Raw genomic sequence first — 24,823 nt, forward strand, 5'->3', positions numbered from 1 at the left:
GCCGAGCGTTGCTTGTTGGCGTCGGCCTTGATCAGGCTGGCATCGACCGCAAAGCCTTCGCCACCGACGAGCCCTTCCGCGACGCAGCACCGAACCGTCRTCTCGAACAGTTCGCGCAGGAGATCACTGTCACGGAAGCGGCCATGCCGGTTCTTCGAGAAGGTCGAGTGATCCGGGACGTCGCCTTCGAGCCCGAGCCGGCAGAACCAGCGATAGGCCAGATTGAGATGCACTTCCTCGCAAAGGCGCCGCTCCGAGCGGATGCCGAAGCAATAGCCGATGAGCAGCATCCGGATCATCAGCTCCGGATCGATCGAGGGCCGCCCCATCTCGCTGTAGAACGGTCGCAGATGCGCGCGGACATCCGAGAGATCGACGAAGCGATCGATGGCGCGCACCCAGTGACCGGCCGGCACGTGGCGCTCCAGGCTGAACTCGTAGAACAGAGCYTCTTGCGCCACCCGCCGTTCGCCCATCATCGCGCCGCCCTCCGACCAAGGACAACTGAATCAGGACTTCATGCCCCCAGCAACAGCGACTTTTTCAACGGTATCGGCCCTTTCCTGACATTGGGAACGTCGGCTTCCGGTCCGCCTTGGCGAGCTCGTTGCATCCTCGACCGGCGCTATCGGCGGACAGCACGAGATCCGGCAGCGCTACTGCAACGAGTTTGCGATGGAGAGGCGTGCGAGGCTTTCGTCGTCTATGAGACCCGCTTCACACCCGGTGGCTGCCATGTCCCTGCGCCCGCCGGCAGGATCGACGGCGGCGTAGGCTTCGGCCAATAGAGGCGCATCACGAGATAGATTTTGTCATCCGGCGCCGGAAGCCAATTTGCCTCCTTGTCGGCCCCAGGGCTGTCCTTTTGGAGGTACAGCGTCAGCGAGCCATCCGCGTCCTTCTTCATCGCCGACAACATCGGAGAGTTGATGAGGTAGCGATTGATCGGGTTCTTGACCAGGAACTGGCTCTTGCCGTCATACATCGTCACGGACCAGAACGCATTCACCGGCGGCAACTGGCCAGGTGCGAAGGTAATGGTGTATTTGTGCTTGCTGCCGTCGAGCGCCTCACCGGTCGCGTCCGTTCGGGTATAGGGGTACATCGCTTCTACGGCATCGTTGCCATAGAGACCGCCCTTGGCGGCGCCTGCCCGCATCGCCCAATCGCCGTTGTAGAAGGCTTCGTCGCCGAAGAACGAGCCGACCTTCCAGCCGTTGATGTCCTTGTTTCCGCTGGCCAGCCATTTGTCGACTTTGCTATTACCTTGCTTCATGGCGATCAGGATTTCGGCCTTGTGCTCGAACGATAGATCCTTGAACGCGAAGGTCTTGCCGGGGCCGACGCCGATCTTCGCAAGTTTCGCACGAACCGCCTTGTCCGTGGGCGTCTCGGGGACGAATTGCAGGGCCGCGTCGAGATACTCGAAGAAGTTGTTCCTGATCCCGGCCGTGCTGGCAGGAACGAACGCGATCTTGGGCGCGGCAGGCGGGGCCGGACGTTTAAGAAAGGCGGAAAGTGGCTGCGCCTTGTAGCCGGCCTGGATCTTCTCGACGTTTGGCATGTCGTCGGAGTTGAAGAGCTGGGTGCGGATAGCCGTGAACGTGAACGGCGTCGTCGATCGGAAGACCTGCTTGATCCCGGTCGGCGCTTCACCCTTCCAGTCAGGGCCGACGACCAGATAGTCGCCTGGCTCGGTCCCCGTGGCGCGCGTGCCGATATAGCCGAAATTGTAGGTGTTGCCGTCGATGAGCTGGACCGAGTAGTAGCGCTCCCTTGCGATCGCCGGCACCGAGATGACCATCGGTTCAGCTCGCAAATCCAGCCAGACGAACGAGTAAGGCGTGTCGCTGTTCGGTGTGATGATTGCCGTGTCCGCCGGGGTGGCGACATGGTGCATGTTGTTGATTTCGTTGAACGGCGCCTTGAACTGCCCCGAGTTCCGGTCGACGGCAAACTCCTGCATGACCGCATAATTCATCACGAGCGGTAAGCCGTAGACGAAGCCTTCTTCGGCGATGTCCTTGGCCTCCAGCAGGCTGGGCCATTCGGCATTGTCCTGCGCAATGACCGGGGTGGAGACCGGGTTGGCCTTCGCCGTCGCAACGGCGAGTACGGCCATCGCAGCAGAGCCAAGCAGATCGCGTTTCGTAAGCATTTGAACAGCTTCCTTCTGGTTCGCTCAAGCTATGGCCACAGCCGAAGCCGACTTTCCCGGTTGCTCGCGGGACTTATTCTATGCGACAAAGCACAAATCGGATTTCGAGGCCACTCATTTTGCGCCAACCTTGCGGCACTTCGGGTATCCAGCACGGGCTTAGATCAAGTCATCTCTAGCCAACTCCTGCCCCGATTCTTACCGGCAACGTGTCTATTGAAGGTGCTGCGCGACCGTTGGGCACAGACGCGGGATGTAGCTAAGATAAGCGCTCAAATGTCTGTTTGTCGGTACTGAGCCAATCTCTGCTTTGGCGCATTTTAGGCGTATGCGGCCACCTTCGCGAAGGTCAGCCCTCCATCAGCAGATTGGCAATCAGGCGTTTGAAAATCACCCGACCGCGTTTTCAAGTCTCATTCCTGGAACTGGAAGACTTTTTTCCAATCGCGCTTGATATCAGCGACGGTCCATTTGTTGGCGGACGCGGCGTCTAGCGCCTTGTCGAGTTTTCCGAAATGGGCCTGACGGTCATAGGCAAACTCGCGGTCGGCGTCGGTGTGGTGAACGATCAGGCCGAAGCGCGGCCCGCCCGACATTGTGGTCCATTGCAGCATTTCGAGATCGCCGTCCGAATTCCCGAAAGCAGCGATCGGCCGTCGGCCGATCTGTTGGTTGATGCCGACGGGCTTTCCGGCCTTGTCGTCGATGAAGTTGATCTGCGGCAGACGGAAGATGGTCGGCCGGCCGTCACGCATCTCGAATTTCGTCTTGATCGAGGAGCCGAGCACCTGCTCGGGAGGGATACCATACACCCTCTCAGTCCATGGCCGCATGAACTCGACGCCACCACCGGAGGCGATGTAGGTCTTGAATCCATTTGCGCGCAGGTAGGTAAGTAGCTCCAACATAGGCTGGTAGACCAACTCGGTGTAGGGGCGCTTGAAGCGTGGGTGGCGCGCGGTCGCAAGCCATTCCGAAGCGATTTTCGCGAACTCGTCCGAAGTCATCCCGGCATGTGTGACCGCGATCAGTTGCGTCAGGCCCTGCTCGCCCGAAGCCGCCAACGTCTTCATGTCGCCAGCGAGGACGGCCTTGAACGGCTGCTTGGTCTTCCAGCCAGGGTTTTGCGGGGCGAGCGCCTTGACCCTGTCGAGCACAAAAGCGAGCTGCACGTACATCGGCTGCTCGGCCCACAACGTTCCGTCATTGTCGAAGACCGCGATGCGCTCTGCCGGCGCCACGTAATCCGGGCCGCCTTGAGCAGTAACCCGGGTGACGAAATCGACGATCGACGTTTTGGCTGAGCCTTCGTTCCAGGACGGCAGCGGCTCCGTCTGGGCAAGCGCGTGATCAGGGTGAAGCGCCCCGATCACCGCGGGAAGAGCGGCCAGTGACGAAAGCAGGACGCGCCGGCTGAGACTACCTTGAGCAGATAAGCTGGATTTCATTTCGATCTCCACCGGATGAATTGGGCTGACATTTGCTGCCGAACCTGGACCTCGTTCCTCGGGCTATCGATTGGAGCCGGGCCTCCAGACACAGCGGAAGCCGAGGTGGCTGGTCGAGGTATCGACCGGTTCCGCATGGCGCGCGGCGGGCCGGTAGCGGCGGCAATAGTTGGGTGCGCAAAGGTGCGAGCCGCCCTTGATCACCTTGCGAGGGATTTTGATATCCGGCAGATCGGGATCGTAGCTGTCGTCTTCGCAACCGCCCCGGGGATTTTGCGGAATGCAGCAGGCCTTCTTGGGATCGACTTGGTGCTTTGACGAGTACCAGTCCGTGGTCCATTCCCAGACATTGCCGATCATGTCCTGGAGGCCATAGCCGTTTGGTGGAAAGGCCGTGACCGGCGAGGTGCGTTCGAAACCATCCTCACCCAGGTTCTGATGCGGAAATTCGCCTTGCCAGGTATTGGCCATATGGCATCCGCCTGGAGTTAGCCCGTCGCCCCAGGCGTATTCGGCGCCGTCCAGCCCACCTCGCGCGGCGAACTCCCATTCCGCCTCGGTCGGCAGGTTCTTGCCAGCCCAGCGGGCATAGGCGATCGCGTCTGCGAAGCTGACATGGACAACCGGGTGATTGTCGAGCGCGTTGATATTGCTTCTGGGGCCATAGGGGCGGCGCCAGTTCGCCCCCATCATCAGGCTCCACCAGTGCCGGAAATCGCGTCGATCGACGGGCCCCGAAGGCTGGGAGAACACGAGGGAGCCCGCATAAAGCATGTGTGACGGCGTGCCGGGGTAGTCCTTTGGATCGGGAGCAACCTCCGCAAAGGTGACATGGCCGGTCGCCTTGACGAAGTTCTTGAACTGCCGGTTCGTCACGGGGGTTCGGTCCATCCAGAAGCGGTCGACGGTCACGCGATGCGCCGGCGCTTCCTCGGCGTAGTGGCGATCGGATCCCATACGGAATGTCCCGCCAGGCACGGCAATCATGTCGAGCGGCGCAGCACCGGTTCGAGAGACATCGTCACACCCTGAAGCCGCAACTGCCATTCGGTCCGCAATGTCGAAGTCGGTCATGACATCCCCATTGGAAGGCTGACGGGTCAGAAGTGATAGGCGATGCTCGAAAAGACGCCGTGCTGCGTCGTGCGATAGGTAAACCCGTTGTTGCGGTAGTCGGTGTAGACGGTCCGGTATCCAAGGGCCGTGGAGATGGAGTCCGTCCAGCGATACCCGACCGATGCGAAGCCCTGCGTCGTGAAGCGCGATCCGACGCCGAAGCCACCGACATCAGCGAGGATGTTGGCGAACCAGCGCTCGTTGATGCGCCAGATCGCGGAGAACCCCACCGTAGGATCGACCCATTGCTCGATGCTGCGTCGGCTGAGCGTGACGGGAATCAATCCGGGCGACGCTTCGATCTCTGCCGTCAGGCGCTGGTAGCGCAGGCCCGCAGCGGCGTAGATGTCGAGATCCGGTCCTCCGATCGGCAGCCGGTAGCCGACGAGCGCCGAGGCGATCAGTTGCCGCATCTTGAAATCGACCTTCGTCCCCGGAGCAATCGCAGCAAGGGTCGGGTGGCGAATTCCGGGTGGCCTGACGACGGCGTCGTCCGACAGCGCCGCCCAGACCAGATCAGTGAGGATCAGCCAGTTGTCCTTCTTGGCGAGAAAGGACCCCATCAGCGCGCCGTTCAAGCCCTTCAGGACGTCGCCAAAGCTCATATCGACCTTGACGGGAGGCAGGTTTCTGACGCCGACACGGCCATTGAGAGCAGTCGCCCAGCCATAGCCGGTTGCCTGAAACTGCCACACTGACGGTGGCTGCGGGAGAGCAACCGGGGCAGGAGGCAGATCCGCGCTGACGGCCGCCGCTGTCGTGAAGACGAACGCCAGCGGGAGGGTCGCGGAGCGCAACCAAACCTGACGGTTCAACCTCGATCGGTGTCGCATGTCGGCTCCGGGACGTGGCTGCTATTTCGGAAACAGAAACTGGATTTGCGTCCTGATCTGCCAGGAGGCGCCCCCGCTGGGCGTGATGGCATTGTAGTAGGCCGCGAGCTGCATGTTCACCGGCTGCTCGCCGATCTTGAACACCCGCCCGAAGCCTCCGCCGATCGGCAGCGTCCAGCGATCATTCGACTTCGCGCGCCAATCAGCCGTGATGATCGGCGAGGTTGTCAGATACCAGCCCCCAGAGAAATTGTAGTTCACGAACGGCTGGAGCGTGGTGAGGCTGACCGTATGGTCGCCATCGAACGACCACATGTGCCCGAACAGTGTGCCGATGAGCCATGGCCCCGAACTCGTCAGCGCAACCGCCGTCGGCCCAGCGCCCCAGACCGCCTTGCCCAAGGCCCGGTCGGTCGATGTCGGCAGCAGCACCGTTGGCCCGATCCCCCAGATGATTCCGGCGGTGGGCTTCTTGGGGGAGAAGAAGAAGCTCGGGTTCGCATTGCCCAATCCCCATTCACGATCGCCACCGATTGACAGCGGTGGCTGCGAGATCACCGGCAAGATCCAGCGGGTGATCAAATTCCAGTCGTCGCCCAACGAAATTGGTATGACGGGTTGAATGTTCAGGACGTTCTGTACGCGCGAATAGGGGCCGACGCCGAAGTTGATATTGTTCTGAAGCGGCACGCTGATCATGTTCGCGATCGGATTCTGGGCGGCCTTGGCAAGGTCGCCCGAACTCGATTCCTCCGCGCGAGCCAGAGCAAACATGCCAAGAAGCGACATGATGCTTGCAGAGGTTATGCGTGCAGCCTGATCCATTGCCCGCGCCCTCGACCACCGCCAAATCTGAATTGCCTCATCAATACATGAAAGAAGCATCCCAAGGCCCGAACTCGAACGCGTCCTGGTTCATCGCCGCCGTCATTTGCCGCTCATCGGCCAGTCGCTGCTGAAAGACCATTTGGCGATACTGAGCGTAGGCCGCCTGACTCCAAAGTACACGCATTGGCAAACGACCGGATCCGCGTAGACGTAGACGATCTGCGAATTCTTTGTCTGCTGCACGAACTTGTTCGGCGGCAACTTCTTCATGGCGGCAATTCGCTGCGGCGTGTTGGCGGGCTGCGGCGTAAATCCAGCGGCCGAGAGCAGGTCCTCCTTCTGCTGCACCGCTTGGGGCGTGGATTGGCAGGCTGCTAGAACGAGGTTCAACGCGATCGCCAGACCCGCGGCGAGATGGTTTGTCATGGTCTATTCCTGAATGTGATGTTCAGCGCTGTTGCCGAATGAGCCGCGATGAGGTTGCGCGCGTCAGTTTCTGCTTGGCGCTCCGAGCCGATAATCCTTCTGAAGCTGTGCGCTGGAGGAGGGAGCGATCGTCTGGCATTCGTTGAAATAGAAATTGCCCGGCTGCCGATTGACCGGATTGGCACAAATGCTGGCGAGTTCGGCCTGTCTCGATTGCGAGGTTTGGCAGGCTGACAGTGCGAGGCCGATTACGGTCGCCAAGCACAACGTTTGAACAAAGTTCATGACCGTGCCTCCCTTTGTGAACGATGTAATCTATGTTTCGTTACCGAGCCGCTTCTTGTGGGGTTGCGGCCCGGTTGGCTGTCGTCGAGACGGCACCAGTTAGTTTCCCGTCGGCAACGGAATACTAACACCGTCCTTCGCGAGGATTTCGCGAACGGACTGCAATCGTTCGTAGTCGGAAAGTAGAATCGGACCAGTGTAACCGTAGCTTTGTACCTTGCGCGGAGGATATTTCACGTAAGTTTCCATGATTTTCTTCAGCTCCTGCTCCATGACAACCCCCATCCAGGTGCGTTCAGTGAAGTTGTTCATGAAGATATCGTAGCGCTCCTGCGGATCCTGCCAGAGGTCGAATACCTGCGGCACCGTGGCGACATATTTCGTCGGGCCTTTCCAGCCGAGATTGCTATCGACAGCGAGGCCGCCGGTGGAGCTTCCGTCATCCCCACGAATGTTGAAGAGGAATTTGTAGTTGTTCACGCGGACCGCACCGGGCGAGAGCTCGTTCTCGGTGAAGTAGAACCACGACTTCCGCTGCGACTGTCCGGTTCCAAATAGCACGGGGGTCATGTCGTAGCTGTCGAAAATGATGGGCTGATTGGCGCGATCCTGTGTTGGTAGCGGAACGCGGCCGACTGAGGCGAAAGTCGCCATTAAATCGAGTCCGCCGAGGATCTCATGGTTCTTGGTGCTGGGCGCGATCCTGCCCGGCATCCAGGCAATGGCCGGAACGCGGTTGCCACCTTCGCGAAGAGTGCCCTTGGTGCCGCGGAAGGGGGTATAGCCCGCGTCCGGATACACGTCCTGCCAGGCGCCGTTGTCAGTGGTGTAGAAGACCAGCGTGTTGCCGGCGAGCTTCGGATTTGAGCGGACCTTGTCCATGATACGGCCGATGCGGGCATCGAGCTCCACGACCGAATCCGCATACTTGCTCTTGGACAGCGACTTATGGATGTATTCCGGGTGCGGCATGTTGGGTTGATGCACCTTCATGAAATTGATGCTCATGAAGATCGGGTCGGCCGAGTTCGCATTGCGGTCGAGATAATCGATCGCAGCTTTTTCGACATAGCCGTCGAAGAACGGAATTCCGACGACCCCTTCGCGACCGTTGATGACCGGCGTGTCGACATACTGCCCGTTGATCTTGAACTCCTCGCGCACGGGTTGCCCGGCGTTGCCCGATAGCGCACCCTTGGTCACCTTCTGGAACATCTCCCGCAACTCGGGCGGCATGTCCGGAAACCAGGTGGGATCTGCGTATGTGTAGGCGTTGAGATGATAGAGGCCGCAATACTTCATCTCGTCATAGCCCTGCGCATTGGGTAGCGCGTAATCGGCCTCGCCAAGGTGCCATTTGCCGGTGAAGAACGTCTTGTACCCGCCCGTCTTGAGCACCGAGCCGAGCGTCCACTCGGCCGCCGGCAGGCCACCGCCCTGGCCCTGGAAGGCCACGGTGGTCATGCCGCTGCGGTTAGGCATGCGGCCCGTCTGCATGGCAGCGCGGCCGGGCGTACAACTCGGCTGCGCATAGAAGGAAAAGAACGTCATGCCTTCCGCGGCCAGCTTGTCGATACTGGGGGTCGGCATGCCGCGGCCGGCGCCGCCACCATAGGGGCCGAGATCGCCGTAGCCCGTGTCGTCCGATATGATCATGATGATGTTGGGCTTTTGGCCCGGAAGGGGGGGCGGCAGCGGTTGCTGCGCCAGTGCGGGTAGACTCACCCCCGCTGAGATTGCCACGCTCGCGCAGAAGCCAAGCAATTCGCGACGACAAAACTTCATGATATGCCTCCACTTGCGTTACTCTAGGGCGCAATCGTCCATTGGCGCGCGCGGATGCGGCGGCGCCTCGTGCGAGACAATGGCGTGGTAGCGATCGCCGGGAATCTAATTGGAAAAGCTCGCCGAGGACTACTGGACCTAGGGCCAGTGTCGGCGCGGAGCACCGCAGGATATTCGTATCGCAGCTAGGTAAGCGCTACTGTCCGATTATATTCGTCAAATATTTGAAGCAAAATCAGAGACGGGTCTCCAGCAGCCGAGGAACAACGAAATGGGATGACGGGTTATCGCTTCCTCCCCCGGCCCGGACGGCTCAACGGTGGTGCTGCCGCTGTTGTTTTGGCCGTTCTTGCCGTGTTGCCGTGGCCGCTCGCGGGTGCCCGTGCGCAAGAGAAGGCATCGCGCGTCCTCTTCCTGCACGCTTTCAATTATTCGTTCCCCGCCACAACCACGATCGGCGAGGCCGCTCGCAAACGATTGCTGGATAAGACGCCGCGTAAGCTCGAAATCGACGGAGAATTTCTCGACCTCGCTCGCGCATCAGACCCCGGGCATGAGGCGCGCGTCGTCTCGTTCCTACGAGAAAAATACGCTCGTTCGCCGCCGGATGTCATCATGACGGCGGGAAGCCTGGCGCTGCCATTCATCGTGAAGCACCGCGCGAGCATCGCTCCAGCCACACCCGTCGTGTTCACGAGCATCTCGCCAGCCACATATTCGGCCTCGCACGCGCCGTCGGACGTCACCGGAGTTGTGACCGAATTCGATCTGGACAAGACTCTGGCATTGGCGGAGGCGCTGCAACCTGATGCCCGGCGCATCGTCCTGATCGCCGGCAGCGCCGTCGTCGACCGCCGATGGCAGGTCGAAGCGCGACGGGTCATGGAAGCGCGGGCAGCCAAGCATGACGTCACATACTTGTTCGATCTGCCCTATGAAACGCTTGTCGAGCGGTTGACGCAGGTCCCAACCAACGCGATCGTCGTCATCCTGACCGTCTTTGAAGATGGCACGGGGAAGACTTTCGTCCCAGCCGAGGTGGCAGCCGCACTTGCCCGGATTTCTCCAGCGCCCGTGTATTCGCCCTACGACACTTATCTGGGGCATGGCACCGTGGGTGGGTTCATAGAGACGTTTGAGTCCGTTGGGATCGCCGCTGCCGATCTGATGCTCGAAATGCTCGCCGGCACGCCCCCGGCGTCGTTGCCGCCGCGAACCAACCCCGGACAGCAGTATCGTGTGGACTCCCGAGCCATGGAGCGCTGGAATCTCAGCGAGCGCAACCTGCCTCCCGGCACTCTCGTGAGCTTCAAGACCCCGACGTATTGGGAGAAGCACGGCGCCCTCCTGCTCGGAGCACTTGGCATCTGCGCGGCCCAGTCGGCCGTCGTCAGCGGATTGTTGTTCCAGCGGCGTCGACGGCGGCGAGCCGAAACACTCCTTAAGGAGAGCGAGGAACGGATGACCTTTACGGCGGCATCCGTGAATGTCGCGCTCTGGCAATTCGACCGCGAAACAGACGAGCTCTGGGCGACCGATCATGCGCGGGCACTGTTCGGGTTGGGGAACGACGCTCCTCTGACCCGCGATGCCTTCCTCGAGGCGATTCATCCCGACGACCGAGCCTTGGCCATCAATTCGCTCAGCAAGGTGACGAGTACCGACCGGTCAGCCGTTGCCGACGTTCGGGTCGTCCGAGACGGCGAACAGCGCTGGATACGCATCAGGGCTCGATCGCAATCGGACCTCAAACGCAATGCGAAGCACCTCAGCGGTATTTTTATCGATATGACCGACCAAAAATTGGCGGAAATCGAAGCGTCCCTGCAACGGCAGGAGGTGGCGCATCTGATGCGGGTCTCGGTCCTGGGCGAGCTGTCAGGAGCTATTGCCCACGAGATCAATCAGCCGCTGACCGCCATCCAAGCCAATGCGGAAACGGGGCTCGATCTGCTTGCCGCGACTTCGCCCGACCTCGCGGAGCTTCGCGACGTGTTGCAGGATATCGTCGACGACAACCGCAGGGCCAGCGAGGTCATCCAGCGTTTGCGCAACCTGTTGAAGAAGGGCGAAACGAACCCGGTTCCCGTCGACGTCAACGACCTCGTCAATTCGACGCTGGCACTGCTCCGCAATGAATTGGTCAGCCGCAGGATCGGCGTCAGATCAGAACTGGCAACCGGCTTGCCTGAGACCGTCGCGGACCCGGTTCAGTTGCAGCAGGTCCTGCTCAACCTCCTGGTGAATGCCATGGACGCCATGGCTGCCACTCCCGCGGCCGAGAGGCTTCTCACCATATCGACCAACTGGACGCCGGCGAAGGTGATCGAACTCCGCGTCAACGATTGCGGACCAGGCATCCAGCCGAGTGCCGCAAGCCGCCTGTTCGAACCCTTCTATACGACCAAACATCATGGCCTTGGCCTTGGGCTGGCGATCTGCTCGACAATCATCGAGGCGCTTGGCGGCAAGATCAGCCTTGAGAACGGGGCCGGGGGCGGAGCGGTTGCGAGCCTCTTGCTGCCGGCGCCGTCAACCTTCGTCGCGGCCGCGTGAGATGTTCACGGTCTTCCTCGTCGATGACGATGTGAAAGTCGTCAAGGCCTTGTCGCGCCTCCTTCGGGGGCGGGGCTACGATGTTGCAGTGTCGACTTCACCTCAGGAATTTCTCGACGATCACGATGCGACCGTGCCCGGCTGCGCGGTGCTGGATCTCTCCATGCCCGGGCTCGATGGGCTCGAACTTCAGCAGGCGCTGACAGCGCGAGGGGCCGCTCGGCCAATCATTTTCCTGACCGGGAGAGGAGACATCCCGACGACTGTTCGTGCGATGAGAGCCGGTGCGGTCGACTTCCTGACCAAGCCTGTCGCAGTTGTGGATTTGGTGGCTGCGATCGAACGCGCAAAAGAAGCGGATCTGCTTTTTCGCCAAAGTCAGGCCGAGTCGAGCGCGGTCGAAAGCAGGATCGCGACCTTGACGCCCCGGGAACGGCAAGTGCTCACGCAGATCGTGTCCGGGAAGCTAAACAAGCAGATTGCCTACGAACTGGGAACGGTCGAGAAGACGATCAAATTTCACCGTGGTTCGCTCATGAAAAAGCTCGGCGTGCGAATGGTCGCCGATCTTGTGCGCCTCGCCGATAAGGCAGGCATCACGAAATAGCCTTCAGCGAGCCAGGTACTGGTCCAACGGTCAGGTCGACAAGTGACCCAAAGGCCCACACGTTTGGCCGATGGCCCAAGGCTCCTCCTGGATTGCTATCGTGGACGACGATCCGTCCGTGCTGAAGTCCCTGAGCCGGGCGCTGCGAATACGCGCGTATGAAACAAGGACTTTCGCTTCCGCGCGCGAATTCTTGGCGAGCTTGCCTCGGGGGAGTCCGGCCTGTCTGATCCTGGACGTGCAGATGCCTGGGATGACCGGCCTCGAACTTCATCATCAAATGGTGGAGGCCGGTTTTCATATCCCGACCATCGTGATCACGGCCCATAGCGACGTTAAGGTGCGAGAGACGTCTGAAACGACGGACGTCGTCGCCGTGCTTTCGAAGCCGTTGCGAAATGCGACCTTGTTTGACGCGGTCGCAATTGCGCTTGGTTCAACGAAGGCCCGCGGCGGCGGACAATCATGACCCCCCATTGCGAGTTGTGCTTCTCCGTCACGTTGGACGCGAACCCAGAAACGCCATTTTGGGAGCGCGAGTGTTGTTTATGCTGCTAACGAACACTGGGGGCGACTGACGCCGATCCAAAGGTACACCAACGGTCGTTTCCGGTCCTGAGACGGCTGCGAAGCGGATGTCTGCTTTCGGGTGTAGACCCAACTTCCGCTTAGGGCGCCAGGCGAGCGCGACAGCTTATGATAGAATAATCCCGGATGCGGCCTCCCAAGAGGGGGATCTGCCATGGATATCCAAGCGCAAAACCAACTGCCTCATCAAGCGTGGAATCTCGGGCGCATCATCGGACCGAAACCACCTCTGAAGCCAAGGCACATCTGGGCTATTCGCACCCGGCTACAACATGACGGGCGTGTTCGCGATCTCGCCATGTTCAACCTCGCGATCGACAGCAAGCTACGCGGATGCGATCTCGTTCGCCTTCGCGTCGGCGACGTCATCCTTGGCGGCACGGTTCGGCTCCGAACCGCCATCGTTCAACAGAAGACCGGGCGGCCCGTACCATTCGAACTAACGGACTCAACACGCGACGCGCTTACCACCTGGCTGAGAAAGAGAGCTTCTCGTGAAGACGATTGGCTTTTCCCGAGCCGTAGTCGACACGGCGATCACGTGACGACGCGTCAGTATGGCCGCCTTCTGGACAACTGGGTGGCTCTGATCGGATTGGACCCAGCTCTATACGGAACGCACAGTCTCCGCCGGACGAAGGTCGCGTTGATCTATAAGCGCACTGGCAATCTGCGCGCTTGCCAGCTTCTTCTGGGCCACACGAAGCTGGAGAGCACCGTACGATATCTCGGTATCGAGGTTGACGATGCGCTTCTCCTTTCGGAGCAAACGGACCTGTGACGTCAGGCACGGCGGGCACCCGCCGTGCCTTCTTTACCGGACGGCCAACGGCGCAATTGGGTGGCAAGCGGAAATTCGATGAGAGCCGTGACTGAGCATGAAGCTCTTGACCCCCGACCGGCCATATTCGGCCGGGTAGGCGAGAATAGCGAAGCCTCCGATCATTTTTCCCCCGGCGACATAGTCGATCGCGCGCCCTCCGCCTCCCGGACGAGCCCCCATGCTCGCATGTCCACGCTGCGATTGCAGGTTTGCGGCGCGGCCCGGCTGCGTGCTGAAGGCGCCGTCACGCGACGGGCTGGGACGGTTGGCTCCAGCGTTCGGACGGTTCGGCTGGGTCGCGGCCCGCCCTGATCGCCTCGTCCATCCGGCCGTCATGCTTCATGGCGCAACCGGCGGTCCTGCTGCAGGCGAAGGCATCGTTCCGACTGGCAGAGGCGAGAAGCGCGGCCGTCGCCAGCATGCTTCCCAAGACGATGCATCTGATCATGACGCTGACTCCCGCCCCGGCAGCGGACCGCCCAGGCGACGCTGTTATTTCAGATGCGTAGCCGAATGAGCGCGGCGGAAACCTGTCCCCAAGGACAATACGTCGTGAGCAGCGGTTGTGCTGAACTTCGGGGCGCCGGAAGCCACCGCGCAACCGGACGCGCAGGCGCGCGGCGGTGGCCTTGCCGGCGTAGCGGGGGACTTCGAGATGAACGACACGGCTCGGGAATCGCGTTCCATCGACCATTTTTTCTCAGCCCCTTCAGGCCGTACCGATCGCTGGCGCGACCTGCATGCGGCCGCGCGCCTCTGGGCCCAGGGCGACAAGGCCCGCGGCGAGGTGGAGGCGGCGCTGCAGGAACTCGGGGCCATCGAAGAGTTCCACGCCTTTCCCGGGTGGGATCTGATTGCGGCCCTGCAGGCGCGGTTGCAGGGCGATGATGCCAATGGCTTCCTCGCCCTCGCCAAGAGGATTTCGCTTGCGATCATCACCGGCAATTACAAGCACGACGCCAAGGAGTGGCAGGCGGTCGATCTTTCGCTGGCGGACCCCGTGGACGTGTTGCCGTCGTCTCTGGGCGACACACCAGCTCACCGGCCCTATTTCGAGATGCTGGCCGTGACGCCGGCGCCGGCACGATTACCGCGGCCCTCAGGGCGATACAGGACGAGGCCCAGAGCAGCATTCCAGCACTCGGCTACACGGTGCCTTATGCGATCGGCAACATTTTGCTCACGGCCTGGGGGCCGGTCCTGATCGCGCTGATGACGATTTGATCAAGCATGCGGGTGATGCCTCCCGGTCACGTTCGATATCGAGCCCTTGAAGCACTCCACCCCGCGCCGGCTTGTATGGCCTACCCCGAAGAATGGTTGATGGAGGTCAAAATGAAGCTCCCGATCGCATTGTCGGTGCTCGTCGTTGCATTCGTCACGACAGCCAGCGAAGACGTAGATGCTGCAGTCTACTGCCAGTACGTCAACTATCCTGCCGGCTGCATCGTAAGACCCGGCGTCGTGCTGCGGCCGCGGCCGGTCGCGCGTGCCGCTGTCACCCCTGGTGTCGGAGCACCAGGAGTAGGAGTGCGGGCCGGGACGCCCATGAACCGCGGCGGCCCTGTCAATCGGGCAGGCAGGCGCTGACACCCGCCCGCCGCGTGCATCAGGCCGCGTGCATCAGGCCGCGCGCGAGCAGCCGGGCGCCTTGCAACGGGCTGCTCGTCGTCGCCCGTCAGGGTGGACCTACGAATGCCTTCCTTGCCTTGGCAAAGTCGGTCGGGGGAGGTCCGGGCTGGCTAAAGCTTGCGCGACGCATTGGGCGAGGACCTGAGCGATGGACAGGAATGCGCCGAAACCCCGCGACGCGGTTGCGCCCTCGACCACGATCGATGCCGCGATCCGGCTGGGGCTCGTTGGCACGCTGGTGTATGCCTGTGCCCGGATCGTGCTTCCTTTTGGTTTCCTTCTGATCTGGTCGGCGATCCTCGCGGTGATGCTCTATCCGCTGCATCTGCGTCTGGTGCCGCGACTTGGAAATCGTGGATCTGCGCTGCTGATCGGGATGATCGGTGTCGCGCTGATGCTGGGGCCGATGGTAATACTGGTGACGTCCCTGGCGACGTCCCTCTATTCGCTGATCTCAAATTTCCAGAGCCAGGGCGTGACGATGCCGCAGCCACCGTTATGGCTCGACGGCGCGCCTCTTGTCGGCAAGAAGCTGACGGAGATCTGGTCTCTTGTCGCCACCAACTTGCCGGCTGGGCTCGCGAAATATGGCCATTTGGTCAGCGGCCCGTTGGCATGGTTCGCGTCATTCGCGGGCGGTCTCGCCATCGGTGAACTGTCATTCGTCGTTTCATTTGCGATCGCCGCCGCGCTCGTCGCCCACGGGCCGAATGCCTCGGAATTCGCTCGCCGCGCGCTCGAACGGGTCACCGGCAATGAGGCTCGCGCAACGCAACTGGTCGCACTGACAGCAGCTACGATCCGCGGCGTGGGGCTGGGCGTGGTTGGCGTGGCGGTGGTCCAGTCACTGCTCCTGGGTTTCGGATTCTTCGCAATCGGACTTCAAGCCGCCGGTCCTTTGACGCTCGTGGCGCTCTTGCTGGGTATCATGCAGGTGCCGTTGATTTTGCTGACGCTACCTGTCGTCGCCTATGTGTTCTACTCCGAGACGACGCAGCCGGCCGTGATCTTCCTCATCTGGAACATCGTCGTCGGCCTCAGCGACAATATTCTCAGGCCATTGATGCTCGGCAGAGGACTCGAAGTCCCGATGCCGATCATCCTGATCGGCGTTCTCGGCGGCATGATCGTCGATGGGCTGCTCGGTATCTTTGTGGGGCCCGTGCTTCTGGCGGTCAGCTATGTTCTGCTGCTGGAATGGCTGCAGCAACATCCGATTTGACCTGTCCCTTATCCAGTTGTCGTCGACAAAGCTCAGCTGGGGGCGCGTAGTCATCGGCTGCTCTCTGATGGTGATTGCCCCGAAGCAGACCTTCCCCGCGTCGGCTTAGGGGCGCCAGCAGAGCATGGAGGTTCGCCTGTGAATGTCTGCTTGCGGGCAGTGCGGCTACTTCTGCTTATGTGAAGGGTCTCAGATGCGGGCCCCTGCGCGGCATTGCTGACGAGGCTCTTGGGCCCGCGTCTGAGACCCTCCAGGGGAGGAAGCCGCGGCCCGGGGCCGTGGGCTATGGGGATTTCGGCGCGCGGCGTGGTCTGCGGGATCGAGCGAGGCACAGAACGGCGGCGCGATGCTGCGACCGAGATGCGCGGAAGATCGGTTTCTCCAGAACCCGCGCTCGATCTACGATCGTCGCAATCTCCGTTTCCGCCTTCGGGCCGAACGGGATCGCCCGTTCTCTGGCCGAGATCGGCGCTGATCGGTCCGGGTTTTGCCGCGTCGCCATCGTCATGACGTGTCGATCCTGACGGCGAGGATGGTGCGCGGCGCTGTGCCCGGTGCGAAGCGCTCGACGAGGATCATGCGACCGCCGCAGCATGGGCAAGGAGGCCTCTGCTCATCGACCGGATCGGATTGTTCGGCAGAGATCTCTGCTTCACGATCTACCGTCGTTGCCGCTGGGATCGGCGCCGCAATGATCTGCCTGATGCGGGCGATGGTGTCGGCGCGCCTGCTCGAGGCGAGCAGGCCGTAGTGGCGGATGCGATGGAAGCCGTCGGGCAGGACGTGCAGCAGGAAGCGGCGGATGAACTCGTGGGGCGTCAGCGTCATGGTCTTGCGCCAGGCCTTGCCGGCCGAGCGGGCGCGATAATCCTTCCAGGAGAACGTGACCCCGTGCCGATCCATGGCAACGAGGCGGCTGTTGGCGATGGCGACGCGGTGGGTGTAGCGGGCGAGATAGGCCAGCACGGCCTCGGGTCCGCCGAAGGGGCGCTTGGCGTAGACGATCCAGTCGACCCGGCGCAGCGGCGCCAGCATGGCGGCGAAGGCATCCGCTTCGGCCAGATGGGTGAGATCGCCATGGAAGGCGATCCGCCCGGCCGCATGCAGGTCAGCGAGCCCTTCCATAAACAGCCGGCGGAACAGGCGCGACAGCACGCGCACGGGCAGGAAGAAGCCGGGCCTGCACGAGATCCAGTGCGAGCCGTCCCCGGAGAGGCCACCGCCGGGCGCGATGATATGGAGATGGGGATGATGCGTCATCGCCGATCCCCATGTGTGCAGGACGCTGGCGAAGCCGATGCGGGCGCCGAGATGCCGGGGATCGCTCGCGATGGTGGCGAGCGTCTCGGCTGCGGCCCTGAACAGCAGGCCGTAGAGCGTTCTGGGAGGCGATCGCTGCGATTGGCGCCGGCAGGGTGAAGACGAGATGATAGTAGGGCACGGGCAGCAGATCGGCTTGCCGGTCCGCGAGCCAGTCCTTCGCCGCCGCGCCCTGGCAGCGCGGGCAATGCCGGTTGCGGCAGGAGTTGTAGGCGATCGTCGCGTGATCGCAGTCGCCGCAGCGCATGACATGGCCGCCGAGCGAAGCCGTGCGGCAGGCCCGGATCGCACCCATCACCTTGAGCTGGCCGCGGCTGAGCCGATGACGCGCAAGATAAGCCTCGCCATGCCGGTTCAGGATGTCCGCGACCTCCAGCGCAGGCCGCGCCATGATCGGCGCGGGGCCGCTATGGTGGCGGCGGCGCCAGCAGAGCGAGCGGGCTCGTCACCTCGCGCAGCGTCTTCAGTGCGACGCGGGTATAGACGGCGGTGGTGTCGAGTTTCCTGTGGCCGAGCAGGACCTGGATCACCCGGATATCGGTCTTCCGCTCCAGCAGATGCGTGGCGAAGCTGTGCCTGAGCGTGTGCATCGACACCCGCTTGTCGAGCTTCGCGGTGACGGCCGCGGCATGGCAGGCCCGGTTGAGCTGGCGCGTCGTGATCGGCTGGCCCGGCTGCTGGCCGGGGAAGAGCCAGCCACGCGAGCGCTTCACCTGCCACCATTGCCGCAGGAGATCGAGCAGGTCGGGTGCGAGCATGACATAGCGGTCCTTGCGGCCCTTACCCTGCTCGACCCGGATCAGCATGCGGGCGCTGTCGATATCGGAGACCTTGAGGCTGGCGATCTCCGAGACGCGCAGGCCGCAGCCATAGGCGATACTCAGCGCCGCCCGGTCCCTTAGGTTCGGCGCATGGGCCAGCAGCAGGGCGACCTCCTCGGTGCTCAGCACCACCGGCAGGCGCTCCGGCGTCGGGATCCGCGCCATACGGTCACCGAAGCCGGTCCGGCCCAGCGTGACATGGAAGAAGAACCGCAGCGCCGTGCAGGCCAGGTTCATTCGGGCGTAGCTGGCACCGAGCGAAGCCAGGTGAAGCTGATAGCGCCGCAGATCCTCTGGCTCGGCCCGATCTGGCGGCACCCCGAGGAAGGCTGTGAACTCGCGCACCTGCCGCACATAGTCGCGCTGCGTGTGGGCGCCGAACCGGCGGATCGTCATGTCCTCGATCATCCGCTGGCGCAGCGGAGAGATGGCGTCAGGGCTCATGGGAGGCTCCCGTCTGAGGTGAGGTGAACCCCTCGATCCTCAGACGGCACGGCCGTCCCTACATCATCACCCGCAACGCCAGCAACACACCCCGACCCTGCCGCGAGAGCGGCTTAGTCCTATGGCGCGGCGCAGCCGTGAGCTTTTTTCCAGACACGAGCGGGCAGAGCGGCCCGCGGGGAAGCTCGTTCCGAGAGCATTCCCGAAGTGGGTAAGCGCCATCCCAGTTCGGGACCTCGAACTTGCGGACCGATTTCTGCTCCAGTCCATGTGGGTCCGCGCTCCGATCGATATCGTCACGGTGCGGACAAACTTGGGAAGGGCACCGACGGACTAACGCATCCAGCCGGTCGATACCGAAGGACAGGAAAACCCTCTTGCGCCACAGCGCCTCCAAGCGCGCGGAATTGGTCGGGACCCGTCCACGCGGAAGGCATTATGGCCAGCGGCTTTATGTGCCGCAACGACAGGTCGAACACATGGCCGCACCGACCAGCGTTACCGCAGTCCAACTAACCCTTGCCAACGGAGAGCCGTCCACACATGGCGCATGCCGAACGCTTGGTGACGGTTATCGCCAGATATTCTCGACACGGTCCCAGCTGGCGCTGCGAAGGTCGGTTTTCTCGCGGAGCAAGGGCGGTTTCGAGATCTTACCGGACTCGGTTCGGGGAAGCGGCGCGGTCCGATATTCCAGGTAGCGCGGCACTTTGAAGACGGCGAGCTTGGCTTTGCAGTAGTCGATGACCCTTTCCGGCGGCAGATCGCTTTCCGTCAGACCGGGCTGCAGGACTAGATACGCCTTGACCTCCTCGCCGCGCAGCTCGTCCGGCACCGGGACGACGGCCGTCTCCGCGATCTCCGCGATCTCCAGCAGGATCGATTCGACCTCGCGCGCCGCAATGTTCTCGCCCGAGCGCCTGACGGTATCCTTGGTGCGGCCGAGAATGTAGAAATAGCCGCGCTCATCCTGCCGGAAGAGGTCACCCGTTCTGAACCACTCGCCCCAGAATGCCGACTGGTTGGCCTCGGGCCTGCGATAATAGCCTTTCATGATCCCCGGCCCGCGGACCAGCAGCTCGCCGACCGAGCCGACCGGGACGGTGTTTCCGTTCTCGTCGGCAATCCTGCATTCGCGGAACGGCGCGGGTATCCCGCATGAGCCCGAGCCGACCGTGTCCTGCGCTTCGATCGGGACGATCATGCCCGAGCCGATCTCCGTCATGCCGAACCCTTCGCGCGCATGAAAGTCATGCCGCTGCTCGAGTCCGGAATGGTCGCCCGGCGGGAAGCCGTAGATGTTGGCGCGCTTGACCCGGTGCGACGCATCGCGTGGCGAGAGCGGCTGCTTGTAGGCGAGCGTGGGATAGATGCAGAAGTCGATCTCGTGCTCCCAAACCCAATCCATGAAGCGGCTGGCACTCTGGCGCGCCGCGACGCAGACGCAGGCCTGCTGGTAGAATGCCATCATCAGCTGCCATAGGCCCGTCATGTAGAAGAACGGTAGCGAGATCAGGATGCGCTCGTAATTCTGGTCGTCGCACCGGGCGTGGACCTTGCCGACTGTCAGCCAGTAGCGATGCGTCAGCATGCAGCCCTTCGGCAGGCCGGTCGTGCCGGAGGTGTATTGGATGTTGAGGAGATCGTCCGTGCCCGGCGCCGGGCCTCGATAGATCGCATCCTGGCCGGTGCGTATCGCATCGAACGATCGTAGGCCGGCAACGTCACCGCCGTGCAGGACGACACCCGCATCGAAGCCAGGGCGCTGGCGCAGCGCCGCGACGGCAGGCAGGAACTCCGCGTCGACCACGAGGAAGCTCGCCTGGCTGTCATCCAGGACGTATTCGAGCTCATGCGCGGTGTAGCGCACATTGACGGGCACCATGACGGCGCCGATACGCGCCAGGGCTAGCCAGGTCAGCGGCAGGGCCGGCACGTTGGGCAGCATGACGCCGACATGCGTCCCAGGCGAGACGCCGATGGCGGCCAGGCCATTGGCGAGCCGGTTCACCTCCTGCCGAAGCTGGCCGAAGGTGATGCGCTCGCCGCTTTCGAAGAAATGCCAGGCCGGGTGGTTGGGCACTTCCTCGGCAAGCTGATCGACCAGCGCGCCCAGATTGGGCGGGAGAGGCTCGCTCTCGATGCGGCGAAAGCGCTCCGAGGCGGTCGAAAGATCGTGGAGGCGGGCGTCGTTCTTCATGATGGAGGACCGGTATTGAGATCGGATTTTGAGGGTTGACGCTGGGTCAGGCGGTGGGGCGGACACCCGTTCCCAGGCGGCCGATCACGAGAAGGACGATGACGACGAGCGCGATCTGCAGAACCGACACCGCTGCGATCGTCGGATCGATCTCGTACATGATGCTGTCGAACATCTTCTTGGGCAGCGTCACGTTGATCCCGCCGAGGAACATCGCGATCACCAGCTCGTCGAACGAGCTGATGAAGGCGATGAAGGCTGCGGAGACCAGTGCCGGCCGGATCTGCGGCAGAGTGATGCGGCGGACGGCCGTGATCCAGCTGGCCCCGAGCCCCTGGGCGGCTAGCTCGGTCGAGACGTCGATCGTGCGAAGCGAGGATCCCACGACGAGCACGACCAGCGGCAGCGCATGGATCGTGTGAGCCAGGGCTATTCCCTGCCACGACCCCACGAGCTGGAAGGTCGAGAACAGCTTATAGGCCGCCACCGAATAGACGATGCTGGGCAGCGCGATCGGCGCCATCACGAATTGCTCGAGAGCGCTCTTGCCCGGATAACTCCCGCGCACGAGGCTGATCGAGATCAGCGTGCCGAGCGCAGTCGCCATCACGCCCGTCGTCACCCCGATCTTGAGACTCCGCCAGGCGGCATCGAGCCAGTTCGGATCGCCGAGAAACTCACGGTACCAGCGCAGCGAATAGCGCGGCGGCGGGAACTGCAGATAGGTGGAGTCGCTGAACGAAATCGGGACGACGACGATCAGCGGCAGCAGGAGAAACAGGAATATCAGGCCGCAGAAGGCGTGAAACGTGACCGATGCAGCCCGGCGAGCGAGGGGTTGGCGTCCGCGGCGTGTCATGCCGTTCCCCTTCTCGCCGATTGTTTCATGGCCCAGTAGGACAGCAGGATCGCGGCGACCAGGACCATGCAGAGCGCCGAGGCCAGACCCCAGTTCAGCATCTGCGACACCTGCTGCTCGATGAGCAGGGCGAGCATCATGACCTTGCCGCCGCCCAGAAGCGCCGGCGTGATGAAGAAGCCGAGGGCGAGGATGAAGACCAGCGTGCAGCCGGCGACCACGCCGGGAAAGGTCAGCGGCAGATAGATCCGCCGGAGGATCTGCCAGGGCGGCGCACCGAGCCCTTCCGCGGCGCTGAGCAGCGTACGGTCGACCCGCGCCATCACCGCATAGACGGGGAAGACGAAATACGGGAGCAGCACATGGACCATGCCGATGGTGACGCCGAGCTCGTTGTGCATCAGCGGCAATGGCCTTTCCACGAGGCCGGATCCGACCAGTAGGCGGTTGATGATCCCGTTGTTGCCGAGGAGGATCATCCACGCATAGGTGCGTACGAGCAGGCTGGTCCAGAACGGCAGCACTACGCAGAGCAGGCCGAACAGGGCCCACCAGCGCGGCGCCGTCGCCAGGAAATGCGCCACCGGATAGCCCAGCACGGCGCAGAGCAACGTCACGACTATCGCGATCTTCACCGTATTGGCGAAGACAAGCACGTAGACCTCGCCGAACAGGACCTGATGGTAATGCGAGAGGCTGCCGTTCTCGACGCTCAGCCGCATCAGGTCGAACAACGGAAAGGCGAAGAGCACGGCCAGCAGCAGGAAGCCGGGAGCGGCCAGCAGAAGATAGAAGCGTTGCTGCCGGCCTTCATTGGACCGGGCCTTGAACGGCAGGGCGATGGTGCTCATGGCACGATCCGCATGTCGCTCGCCTGCCAGCCGACGAAGGCGGTCTGGCCCGGCCGCCGCGGACGATCGGTGCCGAGGCTTTGACGACGCAGGACGAGTTCGAGACCGGATTCGAGCCGGACCCGATATTTGCTGTCCTGCCCCAGATACAGATGCTCCACGACGACTGCGGCAAAGCTGTTGCTGGCGTCACCTGCCTGATCGAGCCAGCGGATGCGCTCCGGCCTGAGCACGAGCTGCAGTTCGCGACCGGCTTCGAAGCCTGGCGGAAGCTCCGCCGCCAGCGCCTCGCCTGTCGCCAGGCGCAGGGACTGTCCGGCTCCGGAGCCTTCCACCCGGGCCCTGACGAGATTGGCCTCGCCGACGAAGCCGGCGACGAAATAATTGGCAGGATTGTCGTAGATCGCATCCGGACTGCCGAGCTGCTCGATACGCCCATTGCTCATCACGGCAATGCGATCGGAGAGGAGAAGCGCTTCCTCCTGATCATGCGTCACGAAAACCGTCGTCAGCCCGAGGCGCTGCTGCAGCCGCCGCAACTCGACCTGCATGTTCTCGCGAAGCTTGCGGTCCAGCGCGCTGAACGGCTCGTCGAGCAGAAGCAGGCGAGGACTGAAGACGGTCGCGCGCGCCAGCGCCACACGCTGCTGCTGCCCGCCGGACAACTCGCGCGGCAGGCGCGCGCCATATCCGCCAAGTTCGACGAGCGTCAGCGCGTCCTCCACGCGCCTGGCGATTTCCGCCCGAGAGACGCCGCGCATCTCGAGGGGAAAGGCGATGTTCTGCGCGACCGTCATATGCGGGAAGAGGGCATAGTTCTGGAACACCATGCCGATGTTGCGGCGGCCCGGCGGTGCGTCGGTGATGTCCTCTCCACCCAGCCGGATCGTACCTTCATCGATGTCTTCGAACCCTGCGATCGCCTTCAGGAGCGTGGTTTTTCCGGACCCGCTCGGGCCGAGCAGCGTCACGAACTCGCCGGCCCCGACCGACAGGCTGACGCTCTCCAGTGCCTGCACCTGCCCGTAGCTCTTGCGCGCGCCTCGAACCGCTAGGATCTCGGCACGATCGGTTGGCGTTTCAGTCGACATTCAGGAGCCTTGCGAGATTGCCGCCGAGCCACTTGTCGATCGTCTGCTGCTTGAGCGGCAGCGCACGGATCTCGTCGATCGAACGCTTGAAGGGCAGCAGCGGCCAGGACGTGCCGAAGATCAGCCGGTCCTGCAGAACGCTGTCGCCATAGGTCAGCAGAGGCTCCCAGCCGGTGCCCGGCTTGCCGAGATATTTCGGCCGAACCGGCGCCGTGCAGATATGGACGTTCGGATGCCGCCAGGCGACCGCCACCATCTGTGTGACCCAGGGAAATCCCGGAGGGCATGCGACGATCTTGAGGTCGGGAAACTCGCAGGCGACACGGTCGATCCGGATCGGGTCGCCATACTCCATCGGGATGGAATCCGAGAAGTTCATGCCCGTGTGGAGACCCACCGGGATGCCCCACTCCGACAGCTTCGCGTAGAACGGCTTCATGATCGGGTCGTCAGCGAAGAGCTTCAGTTCGAAGAGCTGAAAATTGACCTCGACGGCGCCGAGAGTCTTGACAGCATGCTCCATCTCGTCGAGCGCCGCGGCACCCTTGTGCGGATCGACCGATGCGCCGAACATGATCCGGCCGGGCGCCCGCTGCGCTACCGAGTGAACGAGCGCATTCGACAGCTTCGCGCCGAAGGTCGTCTCGACATCCTTCGCCTGGAACAGCACCTTGGCGATGCCGGCCTCGTCGAGATGCCCAAGAAAGTCGTCGAACGGCCGCGCGCACCAGGCGTCGTAGTCGACCTGGCTGGCCGACTGACCATAGACGCGGCGATAGCCCTTGAGATGCCCGCTCATCATCACGCGCCGGATCTCATCGATCGGCACGCGAACCCTGTAGTCGATAATCATGCTTGCGATACCAGATAGTTGGGGAGGGCCGGCGGCAGGGCGGGCCTGCCCGCCGGCGATCGGACTGCTTCGGGCGA

24 protein-coding genes and 1 pseudogene are annotated in these 24,823 nt (G+C 62.6%); 7 read left to right on the forward strand and 18 right to left on the reverse strand.

Translation table 11 applies throughout. From position 1 onward, the window contains the following. The 9 genes from ASE63_RS04385 to ASE63_RS04420 form a co-directional block, all read right to left on the reverse strand. On the reverse strand, window positions 1–479 hold a 479-nt coding region (locus tag ASE63_RS04385; RefSeq protein WP_162261717.1), incomplete at its 3' end, for a transposase. A 224-nt stretch (window positions 480–703) separates the two neighbouring features. Continuing rightward, the gene (locus ASE63_RS04390; RefSeq protein ID WP_056797189.1) at window positions 704–2,158 is read right to left on the reverse strand and encodes a DUF1254 domain-containing protein; all 1,455 of its coding nucleotides are present in this window, start codon (window positions 2,156–2,158) and stop codon (window positions 704–706) included. A gap of 413 nt (window positions 2,159–2,571) precedes the next feature. Continuing rightward, window positions 2,572–3,606, reverse strand: a complete 1,035-nt coding sequence (locus tag ASE63_RS04395; RefSeq protein WP_056797654.1) for an HAD family hydrolase — start codon at window positions 3,604–3,606, stop codon at window positions 2,572–2,574. Between the two features lie 63 nt (window positions 3,607–3,669). Next, on the reverse strand, window positions 3,670–4,593 hold the full coding sequence (locus ASE63_RS04400; RefSeq protein WP_082609655.1) for a formylglycine-generating enzyme family protein: 924 nt from the start codon (window positions 4,591–4,593) through the stop codon (window positions 3,670–3,672). A 113-nt stretch (window positions 4,594–4,706) separates the two neighbouring features. Further along, a complete protein-coding gene (locus ASE63_RS04405) occupies window positions 4,707–5,417 on the reverse strand; it encodes a hypothetical protein (RefSeq protein ID WP_056797192.1) in 711 nt (236 codons plus the stop codon). Between the two features lie 159 nt (window positions 5,418–5,576). Beyond that, window positions 5,577–6,380: a hypothetical protein gene (locus ASE63_RS04410; RefSeq protein ID WP_200962524.1), complete on the reverse strand. Its 804-nt coding sequence runs from the start codon at window positions 6,378–6,380 to the stop codon at window positions 5,577–5,579. A gap of 102 nt (window positions 6,381–6,482) precedes the next feature. After that, the gene (locus tag ASE63_RS04415; protein WP_056797199.1) at window positions 6,483–6,809 is read right to left on the reverse strand and encodes a hypothetical protein; all 327 of its coding nucleotides are present in this window, start codon (window positions 6,807–6,809) and stop codon (window positions 6,483–6,485) included. Window positions 6,810–6,872: 63 nt separating this feature from the next. Continuing rightward, window positions 6,873–7,094 (reverse strand): hypothetical protein, encoded by a 222-nt coding sequence (locus ASE63_RS27075; RefSeq protein ID WP_156410190.1) that lies wholly within the window; start codon window positions 7,092–7,094, stop codon window positions 6,873–6,875. Window positions 7,095–7,193: 99 nt separating this feature from the next. Beyond that, the gene (locus tag ASE63_RS04420) at window positions 7,194–8,750 is read right to left on the reverse strand and encodes an arylsulfatase (RefSeq protein ID WP_244491284.1); all 1,557 of its coding nucleotides are present in this window, start codon (window positions 8,748–8,750) and stop codon (window positions 7,194–7,196) included. 405 nt (window positions 8,751–9,155) lie between these two features. Between ASE63_RS04420 and ASE63_RS04425 the strand changes: the two genes are divergently transcribed. From ASE63_RS04425 to ASE63_RS04440, 4 genes are all read left to right on the forward strand, one after another. After that, complete coding sequence (locus tag ASE63_RS04425) at window positions 9,156–11,435, forward strand: ABC transporter substrate binding protein (protein ID WP_082609657.1); 2,280 nt, start codon at window positions 9,156–9,158, stop codon at window positions 11,433–11,435. Between the two features lies 1 nt (window position 11,436). Continuing rightward, window positions 11,437–12,042: a response regulator gene (locus tag ASE63_RS04430; RefSeq protein ID WP_056797208.1), complete on the forward strand. Its 606-nt coding sequence runs from the start codon at window positions 11,437–11,439 to the stop codon at window positions 12,040–12,042. A gap of 100 nt (window positions 12,043–12,142) precedes the next feature. Next, complete coding sequence (locus ASE63_RS04435) at window positions 12,143–12,511, forward strand: response regulator (protein WP_244491274.1); 369 nt, start codon at window positions 12,143–12,145, stop codon at window positions 12,509–12,511. A gap of 273 nt (window positions 12,512–12,784) precedes the next feature. After that, window positions 12,785–13,411 carry a tyrosine-type recombinase/integrase gene (locus ASE63_RS04440; protein ID WP_056797215.1) on the forward strand — a complete coding sequence of 209 codons (627 nt, stop codon included), beginning with the start codon at window positions 12,785–12,787 and terminating at the stop codon, window positions 13,409–13,411. Window positions 13,412–13,444: 33 nt separating this feature from the next. On the opposite strand, the gene ASE63_RS28805 is transcribed toward ASE63_RS04440, so the two are convergent. Next, window positions 13,445–13,789: a DUF2950 family protein gene (locus ASE63_RS28805; RefSeq protein WP_156410191.1), complete on the reverse strand. Its 345-nt coding sequence runs from the start codon at window positions 13,787–13,789 to the stop codon at window positions 13,445–13,447. A 373-nt stretch (window positions 13,790–14,162) separates the two neighbouring features. After that, window positions 14,163–14,408: a hypothetical protein gene (locus tag ASE63_RS26385; RefSeq protein WP_082609658.1), complete on the reverse strand. Its 246-nt coding sequence runs from the start codon at window positions 14,406–14,408 to the stop codon at window positions 14,163–14,165. 11 nt (window positions 14,409–14,419) lie between these two features. Between ASE63_RS26385 and ASE63_RS26390 the strand changes: the two genes are divergently transcribed. From ASE63_RS26390 to ASE63_RS04450, 3 genes are all read left to right on the forward strand, one after another. After that, complete coding sequence (locus tag ASE63_RS26390; protein ID WP_082609659.1) at window positions 14,420–14,677, forward strand: hypothetical protein; 258 nt, start codon at window positions 14,420–14,422, stop codon at window positions 14,675–14,677. Between the two features lie 99 nt (window positions 14,678–14,776). After that, window positions 14,777–15,043, forward strand: a complete 267-nt coding sequence (locus ASE63_RS28230) for a hypothetical protein (protein WP_244491285.1) — start codon at window positions 14,777–14,779, stop codon at window positions 15,041–15,043. Window positions 15,044–15,233: 190 nt separating this feature from the next. Next, a complete protein-coding gene (locus ASE63_RS04450; RefSeq protein WP_056797220.1) occupies window positions 15,234–16,307 on the forward strand; it encodes an AI-2E family transporter in 1,074 nt (357 codons plus the stop codon). Window positions 16,308–16,811: 504 nt separating this feature from the next. Here ASE63_RS04450 and ASE63_RS04455 read toward each other — a convergent pair. From ASE63_RS04455 to ASE63_RS04485, 7 genes and pseudogenes are all read right to left on the reverse strand, one after another. Continuing rightward, window positions 16,812–18,018, reverse strand: a pseudogene (locus tag ASE63_RS04455) (IS91 family transposase). A 16-nt stretch (window positions 18,019–18,034) separates the two neighbouring features. Further along, window positions 18,035–18,892, reverse strand: a complete 858-nt coding sequence (locus ASE63_RS04460) for a tyrosine-type recombinase/integrase (protein WP_056797223.1) — start codon at window positions 18,890–18,892, stop codon at window positions 18,035–18,037. A gap of 571 nt (window positions 18,893–19,463) precedes the next feature. After that, a complete protein-coding gene (locus ASE63_RS04465) occupies window positions 19,464–21,092 on the reverse strand; it encodes a class I adenylate-forming enzyme family protein (protein WP_056797226.1) in 1,629 nt (542 codons plus the stop codon). A gap of 46 nt (window positions 21,093–21,138) precedes the next feature. Continuing rightward, window positions 21,139–21,951 (reverse strand): ABC transporter permease, encoded by an 813-nt coding sequence (locus ASE63_RS04470; RefSeq protein ID WP_056797230.1) that lies wholly within the window; start codon window positions 21,949–21,951, stop codon window positions 21,139–21,141. Next, window positions 21,948–22,802: an ABC transporter permease gene (locus ASE63_RS04475; RefSeq protein ID WP_056797232.1), complete on the reverse strand. Its 855-nt coding sequence runs from the start codon at window positions 22,800–22,802 to the stop codon at window positions 21,948–21,950. The genes ASE63_RS04470 and ASE63_RS04475 overlap by 4 nt, the downstream gene beginning before the upstream one ends. After that, window positions 22,799–23,893 carry an ABC transporter ATP-binding protein gene (locus tag ASE63_RS04480; RefSeq protein WP_056797235.1) on the reverse strand — a complete coding sequence of 365 codons (1,095 nt, stop codon included), beginning with the start codon at window positions 23,891–23,893 and terminating at the stop codon, window positions 22,799–22,801. The genes ASE63_RS04475 and ASE63_RS04480 overlap by 4 nt, the downstream gene beginning before the upstream one ends. After that, window positions 23,883–24,746, reverse strand: coding sequence for an amidohydrolase family protein (locus tag ASE63_RS04485; RefSeq protein WP_056797236.1), 864 nt, complete (start codon window positions 24,744–24,746; stop codon window positions 23,883–23,885). Before ASE63_RS04485 ends, ASE63_RS04480 begins: the two co-directional genes overlap by 11 nt. Window positions 24,747–24,823: the final 77 nt, after the last annotated feature.

It is taken from the genome of Allobosea sp. Root381 (genome assembly GCF_001429395.1).
In the GTDB taxonomy this organism is placed as follows: domain Bacteria; phylum Pseudomonadota; class Alphaproteobacteria; order Rhizobiales; family Beijerinckiaceae; genus Allobosea.

Coding starts and splice junctions, on each gene's coding strand:
- ASE63_RS04390 (WP_056797189.1), bottom strand. CDS start 2,158: ATGCTTACGAAACGCGATCTGCTTGGCTCTGCTGCGATGGCCGTACTC.
- ASE63_RS04395 (WP_056797654.1), bottom strand. CDS start 3,606: ATGAAATCCAGCTTATCTGCTCAAGGTAGTCTCAGCCGGCGCGTCCTG.
- ASE63_RS04400 (WP_082609655.1), bottom strand. CDS start 4,593: ATGATTGCCGTGCCTGGCGGGACATTCCGTATGGGATCCGATCGCCAC.
- ASE63_RS04410 (WP_200962524.1), bottom strand. CDS start 6,380: ATGGATCAGGCTGCACGCATAACCTCTGCAAGCATCATGTCGCTTCTT.
- ASE63_RS04415 (WP_056797199.1), bottom strand. CDS start 6,809: ATGACAAACCATCTCGCCGCGGGTCTGGCGATCGCGTTGAACCTCGTT.
- ASE63_RS27075 (WP_156410190.1), bottom strand. CDS start 7,094: ATGAACTTTGTTCAAACGTTGTGCTTGGCGACCGTAATCGGCCTCGCA.
- ASE63_RS04420 (WP_244491284.1), bottom strand. CDS start 8,750: ATGATCATATCGGACGACACGGGCTACGGCGATCTCGGCCCCTATGGT.
- ASE63_RS04425 (WP_082609657.1), top strand. CDS start 9,156: ATGACGGGTTATCGCTTCCTCCCCCGGCCCGGACGGCTCAACGGTGGT.
- ASE63_RS04430 (WP_056797208.1), top strand. CDS start 11,437: ATGTTCACGGTCTTCCTCGTCGATGACGATGTGAAAGTCGTCAAGGCC.
- ASE63_RS04440 (WP_056797215.1), top strand. CDS start 12,785: ATGGATATCCAAGCGCAAAACCAACTGCCTCATCAAGCGTGGAATCTC.
- ASE63_RS28805 (WP_156410191.1), bottom strand. CDS start 13,789: ATGACGGCCGGATGGACGAGGCGATCAGGGCGGGCCGCGACCCAGCCG.
- ASE63_RS28230 (WP_244491285.1), top strand. CDS start 14,777: ATGGAGGTCAAAATGAAGCTCCCGATCGCATTGTCGGTGCTCGTCGTT.
- ASE63_RS04450 (WP_056797220.1), top strand. CDS start 15,234: ATGGACAGGAATGCGCCGAAACCCCGCGACGCGGTTGCGCCCTCGACC.
- ASE63_RS04460 (WP_056797223.1), bottom strand. CDS start 18,892: ATGAGCCCTGACGCCATCTCTCCGCTGCGCCAGCGGATGATCGAGGAC.
- ASE63_RS04465 (WP_056797226.1), bottom strand. CDS start 21,092: ATGAAGAACGACGCCCGCCTCCACGATCTTTCGACCGCCTCGGAGCGC.
- ASE63_RS04470 (WP_056797230.1), bottom strand. CDS start 21,951: ATGACACGCCGCGGACGCCAACCCCTCGCTCGCCGGGCTGCATCGGTC.
- ASE63_RS04475 (WP_056797232.1), bottom strand. CDS start 22,802: ATGAGCACCATCGCCCTGCCGTTCAAGGCCCGGTCCAATGAAGGCCGG.
- ASE63_RS04480 (WP_056797235.1), bottom strand. CDS start 23,893: ATGTCGACTGAAACGCCAACCGATCGTGCCGAGATCCTAGCGGTTCGA.
- ASE63_RS04485 (WP_056797236.1), bottom strand. CDS start 24,746: ATGATTATCGACTACAGGGTTCGCGTGCCGATCGATGAGATCCGGCGC.